This is a genomic window from Sphingopyxis sp. CCNWLW2 (assembly GCF_037095755.1).
Taxonomy (GTDB): Bacteria; Pseudomonadota; Alphaproteobacteria; order Sphingomonadales; family Sphingomonadaceae; genus Sphingopyxis.
This window is the reverse complement of sequence record NZ_JBAWKJ010000001.1, coordinates 1,972,173-1,991,216: the sequence shown is the minus strand read 5'-3', so window position 1 is coordinate 1,991,216 and position 19,044 is coordinate 1,972,173. Positions and strand designations below refer to the sequence as shown.

At 65.4% G+C, this 19,044-nt stretch carries 16 protein-coding genes; 2 read left to right on the top strand and 14 right to left on the bottom strand.

The features are described 5' to 3' along the window. Positions 1-19 precede the first annotated feature (19 nt). Positions 20-271 carry a hypothetical protein gene (locus tag V8J55_RS09475; protein WP_336445365.1) on the bottom strand — a complete coding sequence of 84 codons (252 nt, stop codon included), beginning with the start codon at positions 269-271 and terminating at the stop codon, positions 20-22. Next, the gene (argH, locus tag V8J55_RS09470) at positions 271-1,674 is read right to left on the bottom strand and encodes an argininosuccinate lyase (protein WP_336445364.1); all 1,404 of its coding nucleotides are present in this window, start codon (positions 1,672-1,674) and stop codon (positions 271-273) included. The genes V8J55_RS09475 and argH overlap by 1 nt, the downstream gene beginning before the upstream one ends. On the opposite strand from argH, the gene V8J55_RS09465 reads away from it, so the two are divergent. After that, positions 1,607-2,269, top strand: coding sequence for a TlpA family protein disulfide reductase (locus tag V8J55_RS09465; RefSeq protein WP_336445363.1), 663 nt, complete (start codon positions 1,607-1,609; stop codon positions 2,267-2,269). The genes argH and V8J55_RS09465 overlap by 68 nt on opposite strands. A gap of 78 nt (positions 2,270-2,347) precedes the next feature. Here the strand turns inward: V8J55_RS09465 and V8J55_RS09460 are convergent, their stop codons facing one another. From V8J55_RS09460 to zwf, 11 genes are all read right to left on the bottom strand, one after another. Further along, entirely contained in the window at positions 2,348-2,686 is a 339-nt protein-coding gene (locus V8J55_RS09460) for a hypothetical protein (protein ID WP_336445362.1), read from the bottom strand. Between the two features lie 112 nt (positions 2,687-2,798). Then, a complete protein-coding gene (locus V8J55_RS09455) occupies positions 2,799-3,800 on the bottom strand; it encodes an NAD(P)H-dependent glycerol-3-phosphate dehydrogenase (protein ID WP_336445361.1) in 1,002 nt (333 codons plus the stop codon). A 38-nt stretch (positions 3,801-3,838) separates the two neighbouring features. Next, positions 3,839-4,771, bottom strand: coding sequence for an alpha/beta fold hydrolase (locus tag V8J55_RS09450; protein WP_336445360.1), 933 nt, complete (start codon positions 4,769-4,771; stop codon positions 3,839-3,841). Then, on the bottom strand, positions 4,768-5,628 hold the full coding sequence (locus V8J55_RS09445) for an alpha/beta hydrolase (RefSeq protein WP_336445359.1): 861 nt from the start codon (positions 5,626-5,628) through the stop codon (positions 4,768-4,770). Before V8J55_RS09445 ends, V8J55_RS09450 begins: the two co-directional genes overlap by 4 nt. A 2-nt stretch (positions 5,629-5,630) precedes the next feature. After that, entirely contained in the window at positions 5,631-7,079 is a 1,449-nt protein-coding gene (locus V8J55_RS09440) for a DUF3336 domain-containing protein (RefSeq protein ID WP_336445358.1), read from the bottom strand. A gap of 23 nt (positions 7,080-7,102) precedes the next feature. After that, complete coding sequence (locus V8J55_RS09435) at positions 7,103-8,659, bottom strand: wax ester/triacylglycerol synthase family O-acyltransferase (protein ID WP_336445357.1); 1,557 nt, start codon at positions 8,657-8,659, stop codon at positions 7,103-7,105. 1 nt (position 8,660) lies between these two features. Then, a complete protein-coding gene (locus V8J55_RS09430) occupies positions 8,661-11,012 on the bottom strand; it encodes a glycerol-3-phosphate 1-O-acyltransferase (protein ID WP_336445356.1) in 2,352 nt (783 codons plus the stop codon). A gap of 3 nt (positions 11,013-11,015) precedes the next feature. Beyond that, positions 11,016-12,572, bottom strand: coding sequence for an HAD-IB family hydrolase (locus tag V8J55_RS09425; protein ID WP_336445355.1), 1,557 nt, complete (start codon positions 12,570-12,572; stop codon positions 11,016-11,018). Positions 12,573-12,661: 89 nt separating this feature from the next. Beyond that, the gene (eda, locus tag V8J55_RS09420) at positions 12,662-13,285 is read right to left on the bottom strand and encodes a bifunctional 4-hydroxy-2-oxoglutarate aldolase/2-dehydro-3-deoxy-phosphogluconate aldolase (protein ID WP_336445354.1); all 624 of its coding nucleotides are present in this window, start codon (positions 13,283-13,285) and stop codon (positions 12,662-12,664) included. Between the two features lie 103 nt (positions 13,286-13,388). Then, positions 13,389-15,230, bottom strand: a complete 1,842-nt coding sequence (gene edd, locus V8J55_RS09415; RefSeq protein WP_336445353.1) for a phosphogluconate dehydratase — start codon at positions 15,228-15,230, stop codon at positions 13,389-13,391. Further along, positions 15,223-16,686, bottom strand: a complete 1,464-nt coding sequence (gene zwf, locus V8J55_RS09410; protein ID WP_336445352.1) for a glucose-6-phosphate dehydrogenase — start codon at positions 16,684-16,686, stop codon at positions 15,223-15,225. Before zwf ends, edd begins: the two co-directional genes overlap by 8 nt. A 127-nt stretch (positions 16,687-16,813) precedes the next feature. On the opposite strand from zwf, the gene glpD reads away from it, so the two are divergent. Continuing rightward, a complete protein-coding gene (gene glpD, locus V8J55_RS09405) occupies positions 16,814-18,331 on the top strand; it encodes a glycerol-3-phosphate dehydrogenase (protein WP_336445351.1) in 1,518 nt (505 codons plus the stop codon). A gap of 47 nt (positions 18,332-18,378) precedes the next feature. On the opposite strand, the gene V8J55_RS09400 is transcribed toward glpD, so the two are convergent. After that, positions 18,379-19,041, bottom strand: a complete 663-nt coding sequence (locus V8J55_RS09400) for an MOSC domain-containing protein (protein WP_037514008.1) — start codon at positions 19,039-19,041, stop codon at positions 18,379-18,381. Positions 19,042-19,044: the final 3 nt, after the last annotated feature.

Sequence of the window (19,044 nt, the reverse complement as noted above, 5' to 3'; positions counted from 1 at the left end):
TGATAAAAAGTCCTGAGGCTCAGCCCGGAGGCGGCAAGTCGAAATCGTCGGGTTCGCGTTGTTCGGACCGTTTGAGAAGTTCGTCGCTGCGCGCGGGCCGGGCCTGCGCGTCAGGCGTCGTAAGCTCCTCCGTAGTCGGGGCGCGGGCCGCGCCGACGGGAATCACCGGTGCAGGCTGGCCTGCCACGGGCTTCAAATCTTCCTTGCTGCCGCACGCGCCGAGTAGCGCGATTGCAACCATGCCAACAATGAAGAGGCGCTTGGTCGCCATCAGATCGTCCCTTCGAGCGCCGCACGGGCCGCGGCAATGGCCTGCCTTACCCGTTCGGGCGCCGTGCCGCCATAGCTGGTGCGGCTGGCGACTGACGCCTCGACGGTCAGCGCGGCGAGCACTTCGGGGGTAACCGCCGCGTGGATCGCGGCGGCGTCGGCTGCGGGCAGTGCCGACAGCTCGACGCCCAATTCCTCGGCGCGCTTCACGCACGAACCGACGACATGATGCGCCTCGCGGAACGGCAGTCCCGCCTCGCGCACCAGCCAGTCGGCAAGGTCGGTGGCGGTCGAATAGCCCGAAGCGGCGAGCGCGCGCATGCGGTCGGTGCGGAAGGTCAGCGTTTCGACCATCCCCGTCATCGCGGCGAGCGACAGCGCGAGCGCGTCGAAGGCGCCGAAGACGGTTTCCTTGTCGTCCTGCAGGTCCTTCGAATAGGTGAGCGGCAAGCCCTTCACGATCACGGAGAGCCGCTGGAACGCACCGAGCAGCAGGCCCGCGCGCCCGCGCACCAGTTCGGCGGCGTCGGGGTTGCGCTTTTGCGGCATGATCGAGCTGCCCGTCGACCAGGCGTCGGGCAGGCTGATGAAGCCGAAGGGCTGGCTGGCCCAGATTACGATTTCCTCGGCGAGGCGCGACAGGTGGATCGCGGAAATCGATGCGGATGCACAGAATTCGAGCGCGAAGTCGCGGTCGGACACGGCGTCGATGCTGTTCGCCATTGGGCGATCGAAGCCGAGCGCCGCGGCGGTCGCGTGGCGATCGAGCGGGAAGCTGGTGCCGGCAAGCGCGGCGGCGCCGAGCGGCGATTCGTTGAGGCGGCGGCGCGCATCGGCAAAGCGCGAGCGGTCGCGGCCGAACATCTCGACATAGGCGAGCAGATGATGGCCGAGCGTCACCGGCTGCGCGACCTGGAGGTGCGTGAAGCCGGGCATGATGCTGTCGGCATGTTCGTCGGCGCGCGCGAGGAGCGCGGTCTGGATCGCCTTCAGCCCCGCATCGATGCGCTCGCATGCGGTGCGCACCCACAGGCGGAAATCGGTGGCGACCTGATCGTTGCGCGAGCGCGCGGTGTGGAGCCGTCCGGCGGGCTCGCCGACGAGGTCCTTCAGCCGCGATTCGACGGTCATGTGGATGTCTTCGAGCGCGAGGTCGACGGGAACGCCGTTCGCGGCGAATTCGTCGGCGATCTGCGCAAGGCCGCGGTCGATCACCACCGCGTCGTCGGCGCCGATGATCCCCGCGGTGCCGAGCATCGCGGCGTGCGCGCGGCTCGCCGCGATATCTTCTTCCCACAGACGCTTGTCGACCGGGATCGAGGCGTTAATCTCTTGCATGATCGCGGCGGGTCCGCCACCGAAGCGGCCGCCCCACATGCTGTTGCTATCCGGAGTATTCGCCATCCGCCGCGTCCCAAATCCGTCCCTTGCGATCCTCGCCGTGCTTCTGGCCGGATCAATCGCCGGCTGCGATAGGGAAAAGCAGCCGGACGGGCAAGCGGGGCAAGGCCAAGCAAATGTTTCGGCGGGCCAAGCGAAGGGGCTCGGGAAGTTCGAGTATATTGTCGATCGCAGTCACAAGGGCGCCCCGGCACCTACGGTCGGCTTTCGCGGACCTGACGACGCCCCGGTGACGCTGGCGTCGTTTCGCGGGAAGCCGCTGCTCGTCAACCTGTGGGCGACCTGGTGCGCGCCGTGCATCGCCGAAATGCCAACGCTCGACGCGCTGGCGGCGAAAAGCGCCGAGCGCATGGGGGTGATCGCCGTCGCGCAGGATCTGCAAGGGGCGGAAATTGTCGACCCGTGGTTCCAGAAGGCGGGACTGAAGGCGCTGCAACCCTATATCGACCCCGAAAACGGCCTGCTCGACGCGGCGAACAGCGCTTTGCCGACGAGCATCTATTATGATGCCGCGGGGCGCGAGATCTGGCGCGTCGTCGGTGCCATCGACTGGCAGGGCAAGGAAGCGCAAGCGCTGCTGGCCGAAACTGCGTCTTGACGCAAGAAAGGGCGGACTCCCCATGACGTCCGCCCTTCCCTACGACCCAGAGCAAGGCTCCGGGGAACTCCACAGGACTTAGCCGCCGACGGTCACGCGGCCGGTGCGATAGCCCTTCTCGCGCATTTCCTTCACATAATCCTTGTCGGCATCGACCACCTCGGTCTGCCATTCATCCCACGCGTCCCAGCGATCCTCGCGGTCGGTCGAATGGCGAAGGTCGCTGGTCAGCTCCTTCTCCGCCTCCAGAATGTCGGCCTTGTAATTATACCATTGCTGGTTGACGACGCCCGCGATCGGGGAGGTGCGGATGTGCGGCGCCTCGAAACCCGGGGGCATCGCGCGATAGGGAACGGCAGCGACGGCGGCCGTCGCGGGGAGCGCCATCATAGCAGCGAGGGTGGTCCATTTTTTCATCGTCCATCTCCTGATTGCCCGCCCGTTCGGGGCGGTCAGGGGAGTCAACGAAACAGATCGTGCTTTTATTCCCGGCTGAACGCCGAAATGGCACGGGTCGCGGTGGAAACGCTCAGCCGGGGTGGGCTTCGTCACCAACAGCGGAGCGAAGCAGGCCGCGAAACACGTCCTGCGCGCTGCGTTTTCCCTGCGTTACATCATACACATCGCGTGCGATCGGCATGTCGAGACCATGCTTTTCTGCGAGCGCGATGACGGTCGGCGCGCTCTTCACCCCCTCGGCGACCATGTTCATGCCCGCGATGATCTCCTCGATCGGGCGCCCCTTGCCGAGTTCGACCCCGACGTGGCGGTTGCGCGACAACGGGCTGGTGCAGGTCGCGATCAGGTCGCCCATGCCGGTGAGCCCGGCAAAGGTTTCGGCCCGTCCGCCCATCGCGACGCCGAGCCGGGTGATTTCCGAAAGCCCGCGTGTCATCAGCGCCGAGCGGGTATTGTCGCCCGCGCCGAGCCCGTCGCCCATGCCGACCGCGATCGCGATGATATTCTTGAGCACCCCGCCGAGTTCGCAGCCGAGCAGGTCGGTGTTGGTGTAGACGCGGAACAGACCCGAATGGAACACGGGCTGGAGCGCGCGGACAACGATCTCGTCCTCCATCGACAGGACGCTTGCCGCCGCCTGCCCCGTCATGATCTCGCGCGCAAGGTTCGGCCCGGTGAGCACGCCAACGGGGTGGCCGGGAAGCACCTCCTCGATCAATTCGGTCATCCGCTTGCCCGACGCGAGTTCGAGACCCTTGGTCAGGCTGATGACGGGGACCCACGGACGGAGATGATTGCGTGCTTCCTCAAGCACGGCACGAAAGCTGTGTGAGGGGACGCCCATGACGAGCACATCGGCGCCCGCGACGACCTCGGCCATGTCGGCGGTGGCGCGCAGCGTCGGCGGCAAAGCGATGCCGGGCAGATATTTGCGATTTTCGTTGTGCGTGTTGATGTCGCCGACGGTCTCGGCGTCGCGCGCCCACAAGGTGATCGGCGCGTTGCGCGACACCACCGAGGCAACCGTCGTCCCCCAGCTGCCCCCGCCGAGCAGCCCCACCTTCAACCGCATTCCACTCTCCCTGTTTTGGGGGGAGACTGACGCGCATTTCAATGCTTGGCAAGGAAGCCCTTCATCACCGCGGCGGTCGCCTTCGGATCCTCGATCATCGGGACATGGCCGACATGTTCGAAGATATGGCTCTCGCTCCCCGCGATCCCCGCTTCGAGTACGGGCACGCAGCTGACGTCGAGCAGCTTATCGTGACGCCCCCAGATGATCAGCGTCGGCACCTTCACCTCGCCGAGGCGGCCGTTCAGCGGATGGTCGCGCCCCTCCGTCGCGATCACCCAGAAGATCTTGTCGAGTTGGTCGCGATATTTGAGGCCGTCGGCGTAGAGCACGGGTTTCAGCCGTGCGGGAATAAACGGCGGTTTGTGGACGACCATCGCCACCAGCCGGTCGGCATCGTCCAGATTGGCGAGGATGAGCGGATTATAATCCTCGTTTGCCGCGAGTTTCTGAAGCTCGCTTTCATTCGCGCCATTGACGCCCGCATTGTCGAGCAGGCTCAGGCTGGCGAGCGCGTCGGGGCAATCGATCGCATAGCGCAGCGCGATCCAGCCGCCCATGCTGTTGCCCGCGACATGCGGGCGCTGGAGGCCGAGGGTGTCGGCGAAGGCCTTCAGCCGCGCGGTCTGCGCCTGCAGGTCATAGGCGAGGTCGGGATTGCGCTCATTCTCACCGAACCCCGGCAGGTCGGGCGCGATGATATGATAATCGCGTGTCAGATAGGGCGCGATCATCGACCAATTATCCTTGTCGCCCGCAAAACCGTGGACGAGCAGCAGCAGCGGCTTCGACGGATCGCCGCCCTCCAGATAGGGCCAGGTGCGGCCGTCGACGACGACGCTCTTCTGCACCGTCCCGCCGCGACGGCGCAGCAGCGCGCGCCCGATCGCCACGAGGCGTCCGGGAAAGACGAAATACATCAGCGCAAGCGCGATCAGCGGCGCGAAGATCAGGACGAGCAGGATTCTCATGCGGCGGGCGCGCCTTTCACATGCGCGTCGAACCAACCGATCAGATCGTCGAGCACCGCGTCGCGTTCGGGCTCGTTGTAGATTTCGTGGAACAGGCCGGGGTAGATTTCGAGGCGCTTGTCCTTCGACGCGACATTGGCGAACAGGTAGCGCGAGCCCGCGGGCGCGGTCAGCCGGTCGGCTTCGCCATGCTGGATCAGGATCGGCAGGTGGATCTTCGGCGCGTCGGCCTGCGCAACCGCCATCGCGTCCATGAATTCCTTGCCCAGCCGCGCGCCGATCTTCCCGCCATAGACGAGCGGGTCGGCTTGATAGGCAGCGACAACCCGCGCGTCGCGGCTGACGCCGGTGGCATCGAGCGAAAGCACGCCGAGGCGCGGGAAGAAGCGCGAGAGGAAGCGGCTGATCCAGACGGTGAAGCGCGATGGCGGTTCGGCGGGCAGGATCGCCGGGCCCGAGACCGCGGCTGCGACAAAGGCATTCTGGCGCTCGATAAGGAACAGGGTCGCGATCAGCCCGCCCATGCTGTGGCCGAGCAGCAGGCGCGGCGTATCGGCATGGTTGATTTCGACGAGTGTCAACAATTCGCTCATCCCGTCGAGAAACGCCGAAAAGCGGGGGACGAAACCACCCTCGCCATCCGAATTGCCATGTCCCCAATGGTCGACCGCATAGATGGCGTAACCCGCACCGGTCAGCCGCTTCGCGACATGTTCATAGCGCCCAGCATGTTCGGCATAGCCGTGCGCGAGCAAGATGATCGCGCGCGGGCGGCCCTCGGGCAGCCAATGGGTGACGTGCAGCTTTGCCCCCGCCCCCGCGGAACCGGCAGGCAGGATTACGGCACCCGCCGCCATGCTCAGCGAACCGCCTTCTTCAGCGCGGCGCTGCGGTGCCCGGGACCGTCGTCGCCTGCCTTGTCGATCTTGGCGAGGATCGCTTCGAGCGCGCGGCTGATCGCGGTCTGGGTGCGGACCATTTCAACCTTGGGCCATGCGGTGCGCTCGCCGGTGTCAATCAATTCGTCGATATCCTCCTGCCCCAGATCGCTCAGAATTTTGGTCGGCGACCAGAATTTGGGCGGGCGGATGATGTTGATGTCGCCGGTATATTCCTGGTTGATCACCGAGCGCGCCATGTTCGCAATGCTATTGAGCGGCGGGATCAGCTCGAGCGGCTTCTGGAAAATCACCATATTCGCGTTGAGCCACGCCTTGAACGTCGCCATCGACGCATGCTGGATCGCCTCGATCGGCGCCATCTGCTTGCGCGTGTCGGTCGCGAAGGGCAGCGCGATCGGGTTCGCCTGGCTGACGATATGATGGTTGACCCCGTAAAGGCGTTCGAGCCGCTTGGTCGGGATATCGTGCGTCACCGAGCCGTCGACCCAGCGCCGGTCGGGCTGGTAAGGGATGCGTTCGCTCTTGTCGTCGCGCGCCATCAGCATCACCGGCGGGAACACGCCAGGTACCGCGCACGACGCGAGCACGGCTTCACGGATCAGCACATTCGGCGCGGTGATCGCGTTCAATAGCCGGCCGTTCTGATGCTTTTCGGCGGGCGCGACCGAGACGTTGAGGTGGCGGCCGCTGACCTCATAGGCTTCCTGAAAGGTCAGGTCGGGGATCAGATCGGCGAGGCGCTCGCGCACCTCGTCGGGCGCGAGGCGCCTTTGTTCGGGATCGCGGTCGGGGTTGGCGAGGCGGTTGCTTTCGAGGAAGGCGCCGATGTCGGCGTTCTTGCGCGTGCAGACGATGGCGGCGACGATCGACCCGCCGCTCGCGCCCGACATGATCGCGGGCAGCACGCCTTCTTCCCAGAGCGCCTTCACCACGCCGATGTGGAAAAACAGGAAGCTGCCCGAACCCGAAAGCAAAAGCGCCGAGCGGCCATAGCAATGCTGCGCGCGGCGGAAGAAATCGCGCTTTTCCTCGCGGGTGATGCTGCGCGCGGTCGCGATCTTGTCGAGCGACGCGACGACCTCGGCGACATAATCCTCGACCAGCTTCTTTGTGCCGAAGCGGGCCTTTTGATAGAGGCGCTCGTGCCCCATGCCGTCGATATTGCCGTGGATGCCCTCGTTGAGGACGAAGAGCAGCCCCTTGACGTCACCCGCCGCTGACAGCTTGCGCAGCTTTTCGAGCCGCGCGCGGATCGCCTTATAATCGAAATGCTTGCTTTCGTCGGCGTCGCGCCACGCCTGCAATCCCGATTTCCGGTCATGTTCGCGTGCGGCGTTGCTCCATGCGGCATAATCGGGCGCGATCACCAGATCGCGGTCGGCGCTGAGCGTCGAGGTGAAGAGCATTCGGTAATCCTGCGAGAGCATCGTTATTTTTTCGGATTCTTGCCGGTTGCGTTCGCTTTAGCAACCGGTTTCACCCTGGCCTTCGCAGCAGGTTTCGGGACGGCTTTGGATTTCGGCTTGGTCTTGGCCACGGGTTTCGGCTCTGCCGTAGCGGCTTTGGGCTTTTCGGGCTTCGGCACCGCTGCCATCAGGTCGGCGAAACTTTCCTCGATGCATTCGCGGAAAAAGGCGATGTCGGGCATCACCGCACGCTCTGAGATCAGCGAAAAGGCGATGCGGCCATTATAGCTGGGGGTCGCGACGAACAGCCCCATATTGTTCGCGAGCGGCGCCATGCCGTGCTGCTGCACGAGCTGTGCGCCCGCAAGATAGAGCGGTACCTGCGCGCCGGGCACGTTCGAGATGAACAGGTTGGTGCCGCGCACCGCGAAGCGCTCGCTGGTGACGAGGCGCGCGACCGCCGCCATCGTCGCGCCCGGAATATGCTGTGACAGGTCGGTCATAATGCGCGCGCTGACCCCCGCCTTCGCCTCCTTCGCCTCGACCGTATAGTCGCGGATCGCCGCGAGGCGCGCGAGCGGGTCGGCGATGTCGGTGCGCACCGGCACGCTCATCGCCGACACCTGATTACCCGGCTTCGAGGCTTTTCCGCCCTTCCCGCGCAAATTGATCGGCGCGACCGCGACGAGGCTGTCTTTCGGTAATTCCTTGTGCTTCGCGAGATATTTCCTGAGCGCCCCGCCAACGGTGGTGAGCACGACGTCGTTGACCGTTGCGCCGGGCACCTTCTTGCGGATCTCGGCGACGTCGGAGAGCGCGACCGTCGTCGCGTCGAACATCTTGTGCGGGCCGACGGGCACGTTGAAGCGCGTTTCGGGGACACCGGCGGTCATGCCGCCCTCGGCGATCGACTTGCGCGCTGACGAGATGATCGCGGGCGACATTTTCATCAGCGCGTTCATGAATTTGACCGGCGACTGCATCGACGCCGACCAGGCGCGCGAGAGCGTTTCGGTGCTCGACGGCGCCTTGCCCAGCTCCTCGACCGGCGGCGGTTCGGCAATCGCGGGCGTGCCCTTCGCATCGATGTCGCTCATCGCAATGAAGGCGTGCGCGCCGGAGGCACCGTCGACCGCGGCGTGATGGACGCGGTGGAGCATCGCGAAGCTGCCCTTCGGGATGCCCGGGATGCGATCAAGCCCCTCGATGATATAGATGTCCCAGAGCGGGCGGTTCATATCCATCGGCTTCGAGAACCAGCGCGCGACCGCGATGCAGAATTGCCGCCAGTCGCCGGGCTCGGGCAGCCGCGCATGGCTCATATGCGCCTCGATGTCGAAATGCTCGTCCTCGACCCAATAGGGATGGTCCATGTCGAAAGGCAGGCGGTGCAGCCGGCGCTTGAACAAGGGCGAGGTGTGAACGCGGCTTTCGACGTGGCGAATGATGTCCTTGAAACGCACGAAGCCGCCCGGTGCGGTCGAGGGGTCGTAGATATAGACCCCCATGATGTGCGTCAGATTGTTCGCGGTCTGCGTGTAGAGGAACTGGGCGTCCTGCGCGCTGAGCTGTTTGAGCATCCTATCCTCCTGAACCCGGCAACCGGTCGGCAAGCGCCACGGTTGAAAGGCGCATCGTTTCCATGACGTTGGCGAGGCCGCGCAGTTCCATCAGCAGCGCGCGGCGCGCGGCGAGGCTCACCGGGGTCGCATCGGTTGTCAGCCCCATATGGCGCATCAGCGACAGGCCGTTGGCGAAGAGCAGCTTGCCGATCGCCGCCTCGCTGCTGATCCGGCGCAGTAGATACGCCTGCCTGCCCTCGGCCAGCGCAGCATCGAGCAGCGCCTGTTCGTCGACGGCGTCGCCGGGCTTCGCGCGCGCGAGCAGTTCGGCGACGACCGAATAAGCCTCGGCAAAGGGAAGCAATATCGCGTGACCGACCGCCGGCTGGCACCGCCGGAGGAGCTGCGCGATACCGCGATCGCCACTGGCAAGGCGGCGGTCCCATACGGGGTCGATACGCGCAAGCTCGGCCTCGATCGCGGCGCGATGTTCGTCGCGTGGCGGGTAGAAGAATTCGAATTTGAACAGGTCGCGCAGCCGGTCGATCTTCGCCCAGAAGGCCGCGGTCGCATCGCCGCTGTCGGCGTCGCGCAGCTCGAACAGCGCGAGTTCGATCATCGCGCGGTCGAGGAAATGATGCGCGATGATGTTGCGGTAGTAACTCGCCATCGGATGTTTGGCGGGGTCGATCGAATAGACATTCTCGCTGCCCGCCTCGTAGCGCGTCAGCAACCCGCTCGCGACGAGCGTGTCGACCGTCGCCGAGAACGCGGCGTCGTCGCCGCTTTCGAGTTCGCTGCTGAGGCGGATATCGCGCGCCCTTGCCCAATCGGTCACCGCGCCGATCGCGCCGAGCAGTTCGGCAGACGTCGCCCCGCGCGGCGCCATGCCGAGCAGGATCAGGCACATGACCGAGGTGACGGTCAGCGGGGTGACGCGGTTCGCCTCGACCGCGACCGCGAAGGCAATCGTTTCGAGCGCGCGCTTGTCGTCGGGGGCCGGCGCCACGTCGATCACCACGGGGTTGCCGATGTCGAGGCGGATGCGGCCCGAGGGTTCCTTGAGGCTCTTCATATAGCCGAGGAACCACGACAGGCTCTCGGGCTTCTTGTTCCGGCCCGTCTGTTCGGCCGCATATTCCTCGACGTCGCGGATCAGGTCGAAACTGGTGACGAAGGGCACGAAATGCACGTCCTTCGTCCCCGTCGCATGCGCCGCGTCGAGGACATATTTCATCAGGCCGTATTTGGGCGGCATCAGCTTGCCGAGCCGCGAGCGGGTGCCCTCAAACGCCCACGACAACGGGAAGCGTTTAGCAAGCAGCCAGGCGATATAATGACGCAGCACGAGCTTGTAGACCGGCTGATCCTGGAAGCTGCGCCGGATGAAGATCATTCCCGAACGGCGGAAGAATTCGCCCATGACCGCGAAATCGAGGTTCGCGCCGCCGAAGCTGTGCAGCATCGGCAGGTCGTTCTCATAGGCAAGCCGGCTGGGCGTCGCACCGTCGATATAGGTTTTGTGCGTGAAGAGGATTGCGGTCGGATGCTCGCGCAGGATCGACCGAAGCTTCGCGAGTTCGGCGGCGTCGATTTCCATTTCGGGCGCGTAGCCACCGAACATCATGCGATCGAGCCTTGCCCGCAGGTCGAGGAACAGCGCCGACGGCCGCGCGATAACCTCCTTCATCAGCGGCCGCGCCTCGCGATAGAGGTCGGCGACCGGGCGCCCCGTCTTCTCCGCAAGCTCGGCGAGCGCCGCGCGGAATTTCGGGCTGGTGCGCAGCCCATCCGCGACAAAACGCGGGACCTTATAGCGTGTGCCTCGAATACCGCGCTCGGCAACGTCGAGCGCAAGCGCCGCCTGCCGCGCGACGAAGCCCGCGAATTCGGGACTGTCGGCGCCCTCGCCATCGCCGCCGCCGGTCTGCGCGCAGAAGCGCATCCGCAGCGCATCGAGCGTTGCCGCCTCGCCGACCAATATCTGCGCACGCCGCCGATCGCGAAGCAGGATCAGCCGCGCGCGCAGCGGCCCCGGATGGCGCGGGTCGCCAAAGATCAGGTGGCGGAACTTGAGCGCGCGGTTCTTGTCGAAACCCGGGATGCGCCAGGCGACGCGCAGCGGCACGATCTGTCGCGACGGCGCGCCGCCGAGCCGCGCCTGCAGCACGTCGACGGGCAGCGCATGGTCGCCGTCCTCGATATCGAGGCTCGCCCACGCCGGCTCGTCATCGCCGCCAATATCGTTCGACGTCGCATGAATCCAGTCAAGCAACAGCCGCCGCTCGATCCCGTTGCGCGCGTCTATGATATAGAGCCGGTCGGCCGCCTGCTCCGCCACGATCGAGGTGCGGCGTGTTCCGTCGGCCACCGCTTAGCCGGTCTTTCCCTTGCGGGCGGCCGGCCTTTTGGGCGGCGCCTTCTTTTTCGCCGCCGGCTTCTTTTCGGCCGCCTTCTTCGGCTTCGGCTTTTCGGCCTTCGCTTCGGAAGGCGTTTCGGCCGCGACCGATTCTGCCGCGCTTTCCTCGGGCTGGCCTAGCGTGCGAAGGAACATGTTCCGCACGTCGCGGACATGATTATTGATCGTCCGCGGACTCCACTTCGATGTATCGACCGGCGGCAGCACGGTGACGCGCACCGTCGCGGGGCGCATCACGAACTCGTTCTTCGGCGCGACGTCCGTGGCATTATGAATCACGATCGGGACGATCGGCACGCCCGCCTGCATCGCGAGGTGGAACGCGCCCTTCTTGAACGGCTCGAGCTTGGGGGTCAGGCTGCGCGTGCCCTCGGGCGAGATGCAGATCGACTTGCCCTCGACCTTGATCGCGTCGACCAGCGGCTCCATCGCCTTGATCGCGCTCTTGCCGTCGGCGCGGTCGACGAAGACGGTGCCGCCCCATTCCATCAGCTTGCCGAGGATGGGGATGTCCTTGATCTCCTTCTTGCCCACCCCGCCCATGTCGCGGCGGATGAGCTTGGCGAGGATCATCACATCCGCCTTGCTCTGGTGGTTGAAGATGAAGACACAGGGGCGCGAGGACCACAGGTTCTTCTCGTCCTCAACCTCCAGCTCGACCCCGGTGATCGCGGTCGCGAAGTCGCCGAACAGGCCGATCGAGAAATTCGCCGCCTCGCGCTGCGAACGGGTGAGCGCCCAGATCGGCAGCCCCGCGGCGAAGGCACCGACGAGCGAGCCGGTGGCATAGATGGTGCGCGTATAATCGACCCAGCTCGGCGTCCCGCGGCTCGCGAAACGCTGCACCGGCCAGCCATTTTCTTCGGCGATGGCCTTGAGTTTCAAATTCGGGTTGAGCGGGCGCGGCTTGCCGACGCGTTCGAGCAGTTCGATGTCGTCGTCGCTGTCCGAATAGAAAAAGCTCTGGTCGAGATCGAGGCCATATTCGGCGGCGAGTTCCTCGGCGGCGAGCACCTTGCCCTCGCCGAAGCACAAGGGTCGGATGATCTCGCCGGTGAAGACGCCATCCTCGATCTCATAGGCCGAGCATTTGATGTCCTCGATGCCCAGGTCGCGCGCGGTCGGTTCGATCTGGTAGATTGTCGCTGACGAGATGATCGCGACGCGGTGTCCCTTCGCCTGATGCGCCTCGATGATCGCGCGCGTCTCGGGATAGATCTTGCGCGCGATATGCTTCTTGTAGAGTTCTTCGCCGAACTCGATGAAGCTTTCCTCGTCGACCCCGCGCATGAATTTCGCGGCGCCCGACATCAGCCCCGAAAAACCGATGGTGCCAAGGCTGTGTTGCGCGATGACCTGCGCGGTTTCGGCAATCTCCTCGACCGACATTTCGCGGCGCTGGAATTTCTCGCGCAGCATTGCGGTCGCCGAATAGCCCGAGATGATCGTGCCGTCGAAATCGAACAGCGCGGCGATATGCGGTCCGGGTTCGGACGCCAGGACTTCTTCCAAATGCGGCTGAGGCCTCGGCACGCGCATCTCCCCACCAAGCGGCTATATTGCCGCCTTTCTCTGCACGATGGCAGTAAAGATGGCGTTTATCAATGGCGCGAAAGTGCAGCCGCCTCGCGCGCAAGTGCTTCGATTCTGGACGGATCGAGCGGACCCGACGGGACGACCCAGCTGCCCCCGACGCAGAGTACCGGACCCAGCGCGAGCCATTCGGGCGCGGTCGCGGCGCTGATTCCGCCGGTGGGGCAGAAATTGATCCCGCCGAAGGGGCCGGCAAGCGCCTTCAGCGCCGGGATGCCGCCGCTCGTCGCGGCAGGAAAGAATTTGAAGCTGTCGAGCCCGAGGTCGAGCCCCGCCATGATGTTCGACGCATTGGCGACGCCGGGCAGGAAGGGAATGCCGCTCGCCACCGCCGCTTCGCCGAGGCTGTCGGTGAGGCCCGGCGAGACGATGAATTCGGAGCCCGCGTCGATGGCGTCTTTCAGCATCCGGGGGTTGAGCACCGTCCCCGCGCCGACCACCGCGCCCGGCACCGTCTTCATCGCGGCGATCGCGTCGAGCGCGGCGGGGGTGCGCATCGTCACTTCGAGCACCTTGAGGCCGCCCGCAACGAGCGCCTCAGCCATCGGCACCGCATCCTCGATGCGGTCGATGACGATCACCGGGATTACCGGCGCCAAACGCATGATTTGCTCGATACCTGAATCCGACATTTCAATCTCCGTTCGCCCTGAGCTTGTCGAAGGGCTGTTCTTTTCTCGACCCGTTCAACGGGAAGGACGGTCCTTCGACAAGCTCAGGACAAGCGGGTTGGTCTCAGACGACCGTTTCCATCGCCGCGAGCACTGCCGATCCGCCTTTTTCGGCTTCGTCGGCATGGTGGCGAAACAGCGCGAACAGTTCGCGGCCGACGCCGACCGCGGGCGGCGGCGGGACGGCCGGACTGCGCGCGGCCCAGACATCGGGATCGACGAGCGCGAGCACTTCGCCCTTGCGGGCACAGACGCGGACGATGTCACCGTCGACGAGGAAGGCGAGCGGGCCGCTGACGCCGTCGATGCCGGGCAAGGCTTCGGGCGAGAGATGGATCACCGCGGGCACCTTGCCGCTCGCGCCCGACATGCGGCCGTCGGTGAGCAGGGCGACGCGGAAACCGCGGTCCTGCAAAACGCCGAGCGCGGGGGTGAGCTTGTGCAGTTCCGGCATGCCGTTGGCGCGCGGCCCCTGGAAGCGCACGACGACGATGACGTCGCGTTCGAGTTCGCCCGCCTTGAACGCCGCCAGCACCGCGTCCTGCGTGTCGAAGATCCGGCACGGCGCCTCGATCGTCCAGCGGTCCTCGGCAACCGCGCTCGTCTTGATGATCGCGCGGCCGAGATTGCCCGCGAGCAACCGCATCCCGCCGTCGGGCGAAAAAGGCGCCGCAGCGGGGCGGAGCATGGTGTCGTCGCGGCTCTCGGCGGGCGCGGCCTGCCAGTGGAGTTCATCGTTCACCAGCACCGGCTCCGACGCATAATCGGCCATCGTCCCGCCGACGGTGAGCACATCGCCGTGCAGCAGACCCGCGCCGAGCAGTTCGCGCACGACATAGCCGATGCCGCCCGCGGCATGGAAATTGTTCACATCGCCCGCCCCGTTCGGATAAACACGCGCGAGCAGCGGCACCGCGTGGCTCAGCTCGTCGAAATCCTGCCAGTCGATGATGATCCCCGCCGCGCGCGCGATTGCGGGCAGATGGATCGCATGGTTGGTCGAGCCGCCGGTCGCGAGCAGGCCGATCGCGGCGTTGACGATCGCCTTCTCGTCGATGCAGCGCGCCAGCGGACGATAATCGTCGCCGTCCCAGCCGATCGCGGCAACGCGATGCGCCGCGGCACGCGTCAGTTCCTGGCGCAGCTTGGTGCCGGGGTTGGTGAAGGCGCTGCCGGGGACGTGGAGCCCCATCAGCTCCATCATCATCTGGTTCGAGTTCGCGGTGCCGTAGAAGGTGCAGGTGCCCGCACCGTGATAGGAGGCAGCCTCGGCCTCGAGCAATTCGTCGCGGGTCGCCTTGCCCTCGGCATAAAGCTGGCGGACGCGTTGCTTTTCCTTGTTCGCGAGCCCCGACGGCATCGGCCCCGCCGGGATCAGGATCTGCGGCAGATGGCCGAAGCGCAGCGCACCGATCAGCAGGCCGGGGACGATCTTGTCGCAGATGCCGAGCAGCAGCGCGCCCTCGAACATCGCATGGCTGAGCGCGATCACCGTACCCTGCGCGATATTGTCGCGGCTGAACAATGACAGGTCCATGCCCGCCTGCCCCTGCGTCACCCCGTCGCACATCGCGGGAACACCGCCCGCGACCTGCGCGGTGGCGCCGACTTCGCGCGCGAAGAGTTTGATCTGCTCGGGATAGCGGCCGTACGGCTGATGCGCCGAGAGCATGTCGTTGTAGCTGGTGACGATGCCGATATTCATCGCCGCGCCGGTGCGGATGACGGGTTTGTCCTCACCCGCCGCGGCAAAGGCGTGGGCGAGGTTGCCGCACGACAGATTGCCGCGATTGGTTCCCGCCTCGCGCTGGCGGTCCATCAGGTCCAGATAGGCGGCGCGGCGCGGTGCGCTGCGCTCGATGATGCGGTCGGTAACCTTGGCGATTACGGGGTTCAGATCAGTCATGCCAGCTCGCTCCATCGCGCTCGATCAGCGCGATTGCGCTCGACGGGCCCCAGCTGCCCGCGGTGTAATTCTGCGGCGCCATGTCGACTTCGGCCCAGGCGTCGCGGATCGAATCGATCCACTGCCACTGCGCCTCGACCTCGTCGCGGCGCACGAACAAAGTCTGGTCGCCCTCGATGAAGTCGAGCAGCAGGCGCTCGTACGCGATCCGCCGCCGCTCGCCGGCAAAGCTGTGCGAGAGCGAGACGTCCATCGTCACCTCTTTCAGCTTCACGCCGTCGCGGTCGAGCCCGGGCTGTTTCGCCATCACCTTGACGCGGATATTCTCCTCAGGCTGGAGGTTGATGATCATGCTGTTCGCATCGAGCTTGCCCGCGCCGACGCGCGCGAAGATATTGTGCGGCACCGGCTTGAACTGGATCAGCACCTCCGACTTGCGCTGCGGCATGCGCTTGCCCGTGCGCAGGTAGAAGGGCACACCCTTCCAGCGCCAATTGTCGATATAGGCCTTGAGCGCGACGAAGGTTTCGGTGTTCGACGGATTGCCGAGTTCGTCGGCATAGCCCGCGACAGCGCCGCCGTTCACCGCACCGCTGGTGTACTGGCCCTTGACGCTATGCGCCTTGACGTCGGCGGCGGTCATCTTGCGCAAGCTGCGGAGCAACTTCACCTTCTCGTCGCGCACCGCGGTCGACGACACGCTCGACGGTGGCTCCATCGCGATGATCGCGAGCAGCTGGAGCATATGGTTCTGCACCATGTCCTTCAATGCGCCGACGCCGTCATAATAGGACACGCGGCCTTCGAGCCCGACGGTTTCGGCGACGGTGATCTGGACATGATCGATCGCCTGCGCGTTCCACAGCGGCTCGAAGAGCATATTGGCAAAGCGCAGCGCCAGCAGGTTCTGCACCGTTTCCTTGCCGAGATAATGGTCGATGCGGAAGACGCGGTCCTCGGCAAAGGCATCGCCGACCTGCGCATTGACGTCGCGCGACGAGGCCAAGTCGTGGCCGATCGGCTTTTCCATCGCGATGCGGCATTCGGCGCAGGCGATGCCTGCGGCCTTCAGCCCCTGCGCGATCGGGCCGAACATCGACGGCGGGGTCGAGAGGTAGACACCGATCGGGCGGCCCATGCGGTCGCCGAGCAGCGCGGCAAGTTCATCATATCCGGTGCCGGCACCGGCATCGATCGCGCAATAATCGATGCGATCGAGGAACGCCGCGACGCCCGTTTCCTCGATCCGGTCGGCGAGCAAATGCTCGGTCAGCGCGTCGCGGACCTGCGCCTGAAACGCCGCGCGATCCATCTTCGAGCGCCCCGATCCGATGATCGTCAGCGCATCGGCAAGCAGCCCGTCGAGGTGGAGATTGTAAAGCGAGGGAAAGAGCATGCGCTGCGCCAGGTCGCCCGTCGCGCCGAACAACACCAATGTTTCGACTTTCACGCTCACATTCGTCCCCTTGGATTATCTGCAAAGAATTGGGCGATACACGAAGCGAATGCAACGCGCATACGTAAGCCGCATACGATGTCTTGCCATTGGCAAGCGCGGCCGACTTGGCTTAGGAAACCGCACCATGAACGACGTTCCCTCGCCCTATGATGTCATCGTCGTCGGCGGCGGCGTCAACGGCGCGGGGGTCGCGCGCGACGCCGCCGGACGCGGCGCGCGGGTGCTGCTGCTCGAGGCGGGCGATCTGGCTCAAGGCACCTCGTCGAAGTCGACCAAGCTGATCCACGGCGGGCTGCGCTACCTCGAACATTATGAATTCGGCCTCGTCCGCGAGGCATTGAAGGAACGCGAAATATTGTGGGGCATCGCGCCGCACATCATCCGCCCGCTGCGTTTCGTCCTGCCGTATCGCGACGGGCTGCGTCCGCGCTGGCTGCTGCGGCTCGGCCTCTTCCTCTACGACCATATCGGGGGCCGCAAGAAACTGCCCGCGACGCGCTCGGTCGACCTGCGTCGCCATATTGCGGGCGGACCGCTGCAGCCGCAATATGTGCACGGCTTCGAATATTCGGACGGCTGGGCCGACGATGCGCGGCTGGTCGCGCTCAACGCGCGCGATGCCGCCGAGCATGGCGCCCGCGTCCGCACGCGGACGCGCGCAGACATGCTGCGCTGCGAGGATGGCCTGTGGATCGTCGACGCGAGCGACGATCAGGGGCATCAATATCGATTCACCGGGCGCAGTGTCGTGAATGCAGCGGGTCCAGCGGTGCTCGACCTGCTGAAGCGCGCCGACGCCGAACCCGACCATCAGATGCGGCTGGTACGCGGCTCGCATATCGTCGTGCGCAAGGTCTTCGAGCATGACTATGCCTATTTCTTCCAGCTTCCCGACGGACGCATCTTCTTCGCCATCCCCTATGAGCGCGACTTCACGCTGATCGGGACGACCGATCAGGACCATGACGGGCCGGCGAGCGAGGCGAAGGCGAGCGACGAGGAAATCGCCTATCTGTGCGAAGGTGCCAGCCTCTATTTTCGAACCTCCGTCACCCCGGCCGATGTCGTGTGGACCTATTCGGGCGTGCGGCCGCTGATCGAGGACGGATCGGGCCGCCCCGAAGCCGCAACGCGCGGCTATCGCATCGACCTCGACCTCACCGAGGGCGCTCCGCTGCTCACCATCTATGGCGGCAAGATCACCAGTTATCGCCATGTCGCCGAGGCCGCGGTCGACGAACTTGTCGATCATGTTGAGGCGCTGTCGGCCAAGCATTGGACCGCCAAGGCGCCGCTTCCCGGCGGCGATTTCCCGACGAACGGCGTGGCGGCGCTCAAGGCCGAATATAAGCTCGCTTACCCCTTCCTGACCGCGGCGACGGTCGACCGCATCACCCGGGCCTATGGCACCGATGCGTGCGCCTGGCTCGGCCAGGCCGAGGATTGGGATGCACTCGGCGGCGAGATCGCGCATGGGCTCAGCGCCGCCGAGGTGCAGTGGATGGTTGGCCGCGAATGGGCGCGCACGACCGACGATATATTATGGCGGAGAAGCAAGCTGGGGCTGCATTTCAGCGACGATGAGGTCGCGAAGCTCGCCGCCTGGCTCGAAGCCAAACGCCCCCTCGCGCAGTCCGCATAGCCCTGATTTCGTCATTCCCGCGAAAGCCGGAATGAATGAGCGATGGTCTAATCCGCGCCGAACTGCTCGGCGAGCTTGGCACGCCTTACCTTCCATGTTTCGGCGAGCACGGGCACGTCGCGGAGCGCGCGCAGGTCCGCGGGACGATCCTTTGCCTCGCCGCCGATCAGCAAGGCGAACAGCGACGCCAGCGGCCATTCGGGATAGGGCCGTTCGACGAGGTCGAGCGCATCGCCCGCCCGCACCTGTCCGGGTTCGAGCACGCGGTAATACCAGCCCGTCCGCCGCGTCTTCACGACCTGCGCCATTACCCCCTTGGCCTGAAACCGGTGGTCGAGTTTCCAGCACGGCTGGCGCGCCTGCGTCACTTCGACGAGCGCGGTGCCGAGGCGGAAGCGGTCGCCGAGAAAGACATTTTCCTCATCGAAACCGGTCGTCGAAATATTTTCGCCGAACGCGCCGGGCGCGTCGAGCAGCGGCGCATCGCCCAGATACCCGCGCCACCAGTCATAATGATCGGCGGGATAATGATGGATCGCCTTGTCGATACCGCCATGCACCGTCCGGTCGGCCTGCTCGTCGCCGGCAAGGCCCATCGCGCCGACGGCGACCAAGTCCGCGACCGGCAGCTTGCCGATGGCGCTCGGTTCATCGTCACCGCGGAAAGGGCGGACCTTGCCAAGCAGGACAGCGAGAATTTCGGCTTTCATACC

Coding starts and splice junctions, on each gene's coding strand:
- V8J55_RS09475 (WP_336445365.1), bottom strand. CDS start 271: ATGGCGACCAAGCGCCTCTTCATTGTTGGCATGGTTGCAATCGCGCTA.
- V8J55_RS09465 (WP_336445363.1), top strand. CDS start 1,607: ATGATCGCGGCGGGTCCGCCACCGAAGCGGCCGCCCCACATGCTGTTG.
- argH (WP_336445364.1), bottom strand. CDS start 1,674: ATGGCGAATACTCCGGATAGCAACAGCATGTGGGGCGGCCGCTTCGGT.
- V8J55_RS09460 (WP_336445362.1), bottom strand. CDS start 2,686: ATGAAAAAATGGACCACCCTCGCTGCTATGATGGCGCTCCCCGCGACG.
- V8J55_RS09455 (WP_336445361.1), bottom strand. CDS start 3,800: ATGCGGTTGAAGGTGGGGCTGCTCGGCGGGGGCAGCTGGGGGACGACG.
- V8J55_RS09450 (WP_336445360.1), bottom strand. CDS start 4,771: ATGAGAATCCTGCTCGTCCTGATCTTCGCGCCGCTGATCGCGCTTGCG.
- V8J55_RS09445 (WP_336445359.1), bottom strand. CDS start 5,628: ATGGCGGCGGGTGCCGTAATCCTGCCTGCCGGTTCCGCGGGGGCGGGG.
- V8J55_RS09440 (WP_336445358.1), bottom strand. CDS start 7,079: ATGCTCTTCACCTCGACGCTCAGCGCCGACCGCGATCTGGTGATCGCG.
- V8J55_RS09435 (WP_336445357.1), bottom strand. CDS start 8,659: ATGCTCAAACAGCTCAGCGCGCAGGACGCCCAGTTCCTCTACACGCAG.
- eda (WP_336445354.1), bottom strand. CDS start 13,285: ATGTCGGATTCAGGTATCGAGCAAATCATGCGTTTGGCGCCGGTAATC.
- edd (WP_336445353.1), bottom strand. CDS start 15,230: ATGACTGATCTGAACCCCGTAATCGCCAAGGTTACCGACCGCATCATC.
- glpD (WP_336445351.1), top strand. CDS start 16,814: ATGAACGACGTTCCCTCGCCCTATGATGTCATCGTCGTCGGCGGCGGC.
- V8J55_RS09400 (WP_037514008.1), bottom strand. CDS start 19,041: ATGAAAGCCGAAATTCTCGCTGTCCTGCTTGGCAAGGTCCGCCCTTTC.